We start from the raw sequence: 8087 nt of genomic DNA, 5'->3' as shown, positions 1-8087 counted from the left end.
GTGACGTCGATCGACAACCCGGCCGACGTCCGCGAAGCGCTCGCGGCCGCGCCAGCAAGCGGCCGCCAGGCCGCGCTGGTCGAGGTTGCCGAGCTGCGCGCGCTCGTCGCCAACGTCGATACGCTCGATGCCGCGCCGATCCTACGACAGGCATCGCGTTTCCTCGCGCTGACCGCAGTGCGCATGGCGGCGCTCCGCGGGATGGAATGGTGCGAAGTCGAGGACCTCGATGGCGACGCGCCGATCTGGCGCGTGCCGGCGGCGCGGATGAAACTCGGTGCGGCAAATAAGCGCGACCCCGCCAATGATCATATCGTGCCGCTTTCCGCGCCCGCCGCTGCAATTTTGCGCGCGATCCGCGCGAGAATGGCGGTGCCGGGCGAACCATCGAGCTTCGTCTTTCCCGGGCGGGCTGGCGCTCAACCAATTGGTGCCGGCGCGATCGGCGAGCTCTATTTCCGCGCGGGCTTCGGTGGCCGCCACGTCCCACATGGCTGGCGCGCCAGTTTCTCCACCGTCATGAACGAGCGGCGGCCGGAATGTCGCGCCGATATCGACCGCACGCTGGGCCACATGCCAAAGGACATGAAAAAGGTGGAGCTCGCCTATAACCGCGCCAAACACATCATCGCGCGGCGCGCGCTGCTCGAGGAATGGGCCGAGATCCTGATCGGATAACCATCGGCCGATATTGAGGATCGCGCCCGTTCTGACCGTGCACAACGCGCCATACCCGAGGGCAGGGTGGCACGCTTCATGCTCTCGCCCCCCGATAGCCAAAAGCCCGACCGCCAAGCTGGGCGATCGGGTTGCCGTCCAGGTCGGACGTCTGCACCGGGGGAAGGGGCGATCAATAGCGCACGCCGAAGGCGTTCCTTTTATTTATCTCCTGAGGTGGTGGACTCTCTGATCACTAGAATCGCGAAGCTACGATAAAGCGGGGGCGGCGCGGCGGGCGTGCATGCCCTCGACGGCACTATTTGCGTAATGCTCGTGGCGCGAGGCGGCTGTGCGGTCGCTTCCGGCCGACTTGGCACGCGCTGTGGCCTGGGCGGCAAGCTCGTGCTCTGTGGGCTGCCTGGGAGGCTGTACGGGCGGCAACACGATGGACGAGACCTTCTCGAGCGCATCGCGCACGCGTTTGGCGACCTCGCCCGGGAGTTTGAGGAAATAGGCGTTGTTGATCTGGGTGTTGCGCGCGCTCCCGAGCTCGCCGCCGACGATCGGCACCATGCGCCGCCATTTCTCGACCAGGTGCAGTCGCTCGAATTTCTTGATCGCGGCGCTCAGCGTCTGCGTGCAGCACTTCGCCATGGCGCAGATCTGCGAATAGGCGAAGTCGAGCCGCCCCGTCAGATAGTCGCGCGCGTCGTGCAGCACTTTCAAGATGACCTTCTCCTTGGGAGACAGCAGCCCCCAGGGCCGGCCCTTGGCCTTATGCTCGTCGGCCCAGGCGAAGATCTGCTGCAGGCGTTCCTCTTTCTCGACGCGTGGGAAGACATTGTGGTGCCGCCAGTTGCGGAGCTCGGCCTCGCCAGCGAGCCGACTGGTCGCAAGCACGGCGCAGCTGCCGCGCCGCTTGCCTTCGAAGCTGAAGCCGACGCCCTTGATCAGGCTGCGAACGGTGTGGCGTTCCGCGCGCGCCTGGTTGGCGGCGGCGAGGCCAGCCGGTTTTGTCGGCGCGCTCACCGCGCACCGCCGATCAGCTGCGTCGCGGACCGTCCAGCAAAGAAGAGGCCGGCGGAAGCTCGCCGACCAGCATCGTCGCCCATTCCTGCGCCAGATCGCGACGGCGGGGCATATAAGCGGCGCGATTGTACGTCGCCTCCACGCCCGACGGAACGTGCGCCAGCATCAGATCGATGATCGCGCGATCGCCAACGCGATTCCGTTCCTCCGCCAGCTCGTTCATGATCGTCGAAAAGGTCGATCGCCAGCCGTGCGGAACATGCACGCCCGAATAGCCCGCGTCGCGATAGGCCTTGCTGATCGTGCTGTCGCTGATCGGCCGCCGCGTGCTGCGGACGCTGTGGAAGATCAGCGGGGCACCGCGCGAGAACGCGATCGCGACCTTCACCGTCTCGACCGCCTCGGGCGACAATGGCACCAGAAATTCGAAGGCTACGTCGCGCTTGCGCTCGACGACCAGCTTCATCTTGGCCGCAGGAATGCGCCAGAGCGGCATTTCCCCGTCGAGATCCTCGAACTCGTGCGGCTCGGCTGCGCGCAAGACGCCGGACCGCACTGCGGTGAGCGCGAGCAATCGCGAAGCGAGCTTGGTCAGCGGATGGCCGGGCTGCGCTTCTGTCGCCGCCAGCACCTTCCGCGCGTCCGCGATCGTCCGCACCGCGGGCGACTTGCCCTTGATCAGTTTCTTCATGGCAGGCGCGAGGCCCGCTGCCGGGTCCGACTCGGCAATCCCGCTCGCGATCGCCAAGACGAACACGTCCGAGATCCGCTGGCGCGCGCGCCGTGCCGTCTCGATTGCACCGCGCGTTTCGATTGCGCGCAGCGCTTCCAGCACCAAGGGCGGGGTGATGTCCGCGATCGGCAGCTTGCCGATCTTCGGGAAGACGTCGCGCTCCATCTGGCTCAGCACGTCGGCCGCGTGTTTCGCCGACCACAGGTGTTTCTGATTCTCGTGCCACTCCCGCGCCAGGGGCGCGAAGGTGATTCCGGCCTTGCTGGCCTGGGCGGCACTCCGCTGGCGCTTGTCGATCGACGGATCCACACCTGTGCGCAGCAGGCGGGCACCTGCCTGTTGCAGTTCGCGCGCCTCGATCAGCGAAATCTCCGGATATGGCCCGAACACCATCCGCTTTTCTTTGCCCGCGAACCGAAACTTCCAACGCCACGAGCGGTAGCCCGAGGGCAGCACGTACAAATAAAGCCCGCGAGCGTCCGCGAGCTTGTATGGCTTCTCCTTGGGCGTCGCGCGGCGACAGGCTAGGTCGGTCAACATGCGGTGCCCCCACAAGCAGCAACCGGTGCCCCAGAAGTGCCCCCGAATCGATTGCGCTGTGCTGTCGCTCAATGATGTCGAATGAGACAACCCGCAAGGCATTTACCGAGGGCGGGCGAGTCGCTTTGGAGCTAAATGAGACAACCCGGCACAAAGCCTTGGCGGAAGAGGTGGGATTCGAACCCACGGAGAGCTTGCACCCTCGCCGGTTTTCAAGACCGGTTCCTTAAACCACTCGGACACTCTTCCCGTCGGTCTGCGACAACGGCCAGCCGACTCTCATAGGCCAACCTTGCAGCGGATGCCCCGCTTAGCGGCGACGGGACGAGATGTGCAAGGTTTGTGGTCGGTATCGGGCCTTTAGGGGTTCATGTGGGCAGGCCGGTGTGCCAAGGTCGGAGGATGCGAGGAACCAGTATTTTTGGGCGTCGAATTGGCATCGCGCTGGCCGTTGTGGGCGCGTGCTTCACCATGATCGGGCAGGCAGCGGCGCAGGATGAAGCGGGGTTTCAGGCCTATCTCCAGACCCTGCGCGCGCAGGCGCTGGCGCGGGGGGGTGAGCAGGGCAACGCTTGACGCGGTCCTTCCTACGCTGACGCTCAACCAGCGCGTCATCGATCTGGATCGTGCGCAGCCGGGGGCCAATCCCAATGCCGGGGTTCCCAATTTCGCGCCGTATCAGGCGCAGCACCTCACGACCGCGCTCATCGCCAACGGTCGCAATGCCTATCAGGCCGAACGGTCGCGCCTGCAACGGATCGAGCAGCAGATCGGCGTGCCCGAATCGATCATGGTCGCGATCTGGGGGCATGAGACGAGCTATGGCCGGGTTATGGGCGGGTTCGATCTGCCGCGTGCGCTGGCGACGCTCGCTTATGAGGGGCGGCGGCGCGATCTGTTTGCGGAGGAGTTCATCGCCGCGCTGCAAATGATGGATCGCGGCGTATCGCGCGCGCAACTCGTCGGCAGTTGGGCAGGGGCGACGGGTGGGCCGCAGTTTCTGCCGTCGGTCTATTTGCGCCTCGCGCGCGACGGCGACGGCGACGGCCGGGTCGACATTTGGGCGAGCCGGGCCGACACGCTCGCCTCCATCGGTAATTATTTCGCGAATGCGGGGTGGAGACCGGGCCAACCGTGGGGCCTCGCAGTCTCCGTACCCGCGACGTTCGACCGCAGCCAAGTGACCAATCGCTTGCTGTCGCCGCGCTGTCTAAAAAGTGTTCGCGCGCCACAGCGCGTGGAAAACGATGGCCGAATGGCGCAGGCTGGGGCTTGTCCCGCTGACGCGCGACTGGCCGGGCGATTCGGTGCTGGCGACGTTGCTCGAACCCGATGGCCCCGGGCGCACGGCCTACTTGCTGACGGGCAATTACCGGGTGATCCTCGATTATAATTGCTCCAATTTCTATGCCTTGTCGGTCGGCCTGCTGGCCGATGCCGTGGAGCGCTGAGATGGGCGTGCTGGTGGCGCTGGCGCTGGTAAGCGGGGGCGGGCAGGCGATGCCGCCCCCTCAGCACCGCGGCGCACCCAAAATTCACGACGTCTCCTCGCCCCCCGCGATCGCCGCCGCCAGCGATTTGCCGCCGGGCGATGGCCGCGCGGCACCTCGGGCGAAGTGCGGGACGATAGCGTCGGTTTCGCGGCCGTGTCATCGCTGCCGGTCGATCCGCAGTGGAGCGCGGTGACGATGGCGGTCGCGCATCCGAATGTCCCGCCGGGCACACCGGTCGAGATCACCGCGCTCGATACGGGGCGGACGATCCTGGCGCTGGTGGTCGCGCGCGACACCAGCAGGGCGGTGGTCTCGCTGTCGCCAGCGACCGCGCAGGCATTGGGGGTTGGCGACCGGGCTCCGGTGCGGGTGCGGGCGGTGGTGGCCAGCCCGCAAGATCAGACGGCATTGCGCGCGGGACAGGCGGCATCGGCGCGGCTGGATGCGCCGCCAGCTTTGCTCACGGCGCTGCGTCGCAAAGTGCCGATGCCGCAGGGAACACCGGCGGTGCCGCGTGCGGTCCCCGCCAAAGCGCCGATGCCCAAAGCGCCAGCGCCCAAGCCGCTCGCCAAGCCAAAGCCGGCACCGGTTCCATCGATACCGGTTCCCTCTACGGCTGGCGGATTTGTCGTGCAGGTCGCCGCTTTGTCATCGGCGGAGCGAGCCGCTGCGATGGCGCACGCCCTGGGCGGCCATGTTGTTCCGCTCGGACGCCTTTTTCGCGTGCAATTGGGCCCCTTTGGCGACAAAGCCAGCGCACAGCGCGCGCGTGACGGGGCCGCCCGGCACGGTTATGGTGACGCGCAAATCCTCCACACCGACTAAAAAACGAGACCGGACCTGATGCTTTCCCGCCAAAAACTGATCGCCGCCGCTGCCCTCATCGCCGTCGCCGCGACCTGTCCGGCCGTGGCCGCACCCGAGTTCCAGACGCCGGCACCGGTCGCCTATCTGCAGGACCTGTCCTCCGGCGCGATCCTGTATTCGAAGGATGCCGACCGCCGGATGCCGCCCGCGTCGATGGCCAAGATGATGACGGTCTATGTGGCCTTCCAGATGATCAAGTCGGGCGAATTGAAGCTCGATACCAAATTCCCGGTGCGCCCCGAAACGTGGCGCGCATGGCATTCGCAAGGCTCGACCATGTTCCTGTCCTCGGGCGAGAATGTCAGCGTCGAGGATTTGCTCAAGGGCATCGTCACGCTGTCGGGCAATGATGCCTGCGTCGTGCTGGCGGAAGGGATTTCGGGCACCGAATCGGCCTTTACCGAACGGATGAACCGCGCGGCGGCCAAGCTGGGCCTCAGCAACAGCCATTTCGGCACCGCCAATGGCTGGCCCGACAATGGCGTCACCTATGTGACCGCGCGTGATCTCGCCAAGCTGGCGAGCGCGACGATCCAGGATTATCCCGATCTCTACAAGCGCTTCTATTCGCTGCGCAGCTTCACCTGGGGCAAGACGCTGGGCGGCGAGAAGCCGATCGACCAGGCCAATCGCGATCCATTGCTCGGTCGGGTGAGCGGTGCCGACGGGCTCAAGACCGGGCACACCGATGAAGCCGGTTTCGGCTTTACCGGCTCGGCGCAGCAGAATGGCCGTCGGCTGGTGATGGTGCTGGCGGGGCTGGGCACGTCGGGCCAGCGCGCCGAGGAATCGGTCAAGTTCATGGAATGGGGTTTTCGCGCGTGGCAGGCCAAGCCGATCCTCGCCAAGGGCAAGCAGATCGAAACCGCCGAGGTGCAGCTCGGCACCTCCAACAAGGTTGGGCTCGTCGCGCCGAGCGATCTCTCCGCGACGGTGCCTGCCGGCACGGCGGGCGAAATGCGGCTGACGGTCAGCTATGACGGGCCGATCAAGGCACCGATTAAGGCCGGGCAGCACATCGCCGATCTGGTGGTGGTAACACCGGGGATGCCCGCCGAGCGGCTTCCGCTGGTGGCCGCCAACGACGTGCCGCAGGCGGGCTTTTTCGGGCGGGCCTGGGCCGGGTTGATGAGCCTGTTCGGCGCTTGAGCCGATGACGGGCATCGGGCGTTTTATCTCGCTGGAAGGCGGCGAGGGAGCGGGCAAATCGACCCAGGCGCGCTTGCTCGCCGATGCGCTGGCGATGCGCGGGATCGAAACGCTGGTGACGCGCGAACCCGGGGGCAGCGAGGGGGCCGAGGCGATCCGCGCTTGCTGATGCAAGGCGACGTCGCGCGGTGGAGCCCGCATAGCGAAGCGTTGCTGTTCGCCGCTGCCCGCGCTGACCACGTCGAAAAGACGATCCGCCCGGCACTGGGGGCCGGACGCTGGGTGATTTGCGACCGGTTCCTCGATAGCAGTCGCGCCTATCAAGGGGTGGCTGGCGGCATTGACGACGCTGCCGTGCTGGCGCTCCATGCCTTCGGTTCACGCGGGCTGCTGCCCGACCGGACGCTCGTGCTGGAACTATCGCCCGAGCTTGGACGAAGACGCGCGGCGGTCCGCGATGGCGCTGCAGCGGATCGGTTCGCGGCGCGCGGCGATACCTTCCACGCCGACGTCGCCGCCGCCTTTCGCCGGTTTGCCAAGCAGGAACCCGAGCGCTTCCGCCTGGTCGGCGCGACCGCAGCGATTGACGATGTCGCAGACGCGGTGTTTGCCGCCGTGGCCGACCTGCTGCCATGACGCTGCCGCTCGGCAACGATGCCGCGCACCAGGCCTTCGCCGCCGCAATGGCGAGCGGAGCCTTGCACCATGCGTGGCTGTTCGCGGGGCCGGAAGGCATTGGCAAGGCGACGTTCGCGCGCGCGGCTGCGTTGCGGTTGCTGGCCGAAGGGGCGGGGGCAGAGCTGCCGCCGGGTTTCGACGTGCCCGAGAACAACCCGCAACGCAAATTGATCGCGGCGGGATCGCACCCCGATTACCGCGTGCTCGCGCGGCAGCCCAAGGAAGGCGACAAGACCGGGCTCGACCTCGCGCGCAGCATCCCGATCGCGCAGGTCCGCGCGCTCGGCCCGATGTTCGCGACGCGCCCCTCCATGTCGAGCAGGCGAGTCGTCATCATCGATGCGGTCGATGATCTGGAACGGCCGGGGGCCTCCAACGCCCTGCTCAAAAATCTCGAAGAGCCGCCCGAGGGCACGATCTTCCTGCTCGTCAGCCACGCGCCGGGGCGTTTGTTGCCGACGATCCGCTCGCGTTGCCGCCAGTTGCGCTTCGATCCGCTGGATGACGGCACCATGACGGCTGTGCTGAACCAACAGCTTCCTGCTGCCGATCCGGCGGAAGTGGCGGCGTTGATCCGCATGGCGCATGGATCGCCGGGCCGCGCCCTTGGCTTTGCCGGGCTGGATCTGGCCGCCATCGATCAAGCGCTGGCGGCAATCGCGCGCGATGGCGACCCGAGCAACGGCCGTCGCGTCCGCCTCGCCAAATCGCTGGCGCTGAAGGCCGCACAGGCGCGCTATGAGGCGTTCCTCGACCGCGCCCCCGCCTTTATCGCGGGCCTGGCCCCGGAACGGCACGGCGAACGGCTGCGCATTGCGCTCGACGGCTATGACGCCGCCCGCACGCTTGCCGCCACCGCGCGCGCGCTGACGCTCGATGCGCAGGCGACCGTCTATGAAATGTCGGGGATCGTCGCACGGCTTGCACGCTGAAAGCGG

6 protein-coding genes, 1 tRNA gene and 2 pseudogenes are annotated in these 8087 nt (G+C 66.9%); 6 read left to right on the top strand and 3 right to left on the bottom strand.

Annotation, left to right across the window (positions count from 1 at the left end):
• Window positions 1–678: tyrosine-type recombinase/integrase (locus NW75_RS20435; protein ID WP_033967232.1), on the top strand; the 678-nt coding region annotated here is incomplete at its 5' end.
• Between the two features lie 249 nt (window positions 679–927).
• Here NW75_RS20435 and NW75_RS20430 read toward each other — a convergent pair.
• From NW75_RS20430 to NW75_RS20420, 3 genes are all read right to left on the bottom strand, one after another.
• Complete coding sequence (locus NW75_RS20430; RefSeq protein WP_033967230.1) at window positions 928–1689, bottom strand: hypothetical protein; 762 nt, start codon at window positions 1687–1689, stop codon at window positions 928–930.
• Window positions 1690–1702: 13 nt separating this feature from the next.
• Window positions 1703–2962 (bottom strand): tyrosine-type recombinase/integrase, encoded by a 1260-nt coding sequence (locus NW75_RS20425; protein ID WP_033967228.1) that lies wholly within the window; start codon window positions 2960–2962, stop codon window positions 1703–1705.
• A gap of 159 nt (window positions 2963–3121) precedes the next feature.
• Window positions 3122–3211 (bottom strand) — tRNA-Ser (locus tag NW75_RS20420).
• Window positions 3212–3433: 222 nt separating this feature from the next.
• Here NW75_RS20420 and NW75_RS20415 point away from each other — a divergent pair.
• The 5 genes and pseudogenes from NW75_RS20415 (at window position 3434) to NW75_RS20395 (ending at window position 8081) form a co-directional block, all read left to right on the top strand.
• Window positions 3434–4413 (top strand): annotated as a pseudogene (locus tag NW75_RS20415) (lytic murein transglycosylase).
• Window positions 4414–4578: 165 nt separating this feature from the next.
• Window positions 4579–5280, top strand: a complete 702-nt coding sequence (locus NW75_RS20410) for an SPOR domain-containing protein (RefSeq protein WP_052192545.1) — start codon at window positions 4579–4581, stop codon at window positions 5278–5280.
• A gap of 18 nt (window positions 5281–5298) precedes the next feature.
• Window positions 5299–6471, top strand: coding sequence for a D-alanyl-D-alanine carboxypeptidase family protein (locus NW75_RS20405; protein WP_033967226.1), 1173 nt, complete (start codon window positions 5299–5301; stop codon window positions 6469–6471).
• 4 nt (window positions 6472–6475) lie between these two features.
• Window positions 6476–7107: pseudogene (gene tmk / locus NW75_RS20400) on the top strand (dTMP kinase).
• Window positions 7104–8081 (top strand): DNA polymerase, encoded by a 978-nt coding sequence (locus NW75_RS20395; protein ID WP_033967224.1) that lies wholly within the window; start codon window positions 7104–7106, stop codon window positions 8079–8081. Before tmk ends, NW75_RS20395 begins: the two are co-directional and overlap by 4 nt.
• Window positions 8082–8087 lie beyond the last annotated feature (6 nt).

Origin of the sequence: Sphingomonas sp. Ant H11, from assembly GCF_000797515.1 — a bacterium.
In the GTDB taxonomy this organism is placed as follows: Bacteria; Pseudomonadota; Alphaproteobacteria; order Sphingomonadales; family Sphingomonadaceae; genus Sphingomonas.
This window is presented reverse-complemented; position numbering and strand designations above follow the sequence as displayed.

What these genes read in the sequence shown, in the direction of transcription:
- NW75_RS20405 (WP_033967226.1), top strand. Translation starts at nt 5,299, where the DNA reads ATGCTTTCCCGCCAAAAACTGATCGCCGCCGCTGCCCTCATCGCCGTC.
- NW75_RS20425 (WP_033967228.1), bottom strand. Translation starts at nt 2,962, where the DNA reads ATGTTGACCGACCTAGCCTGTCGCCGCGCGACGCCCAAGGAGAAGCCA.
- NW75_RS20395 (WP_033967224.1), top strand. Translation starts at nt 7,104, where the DNA reads ATGACGCTGCCGCTCGGCAACGATGCCGCGCACCAGGCCTTCGCCGCC.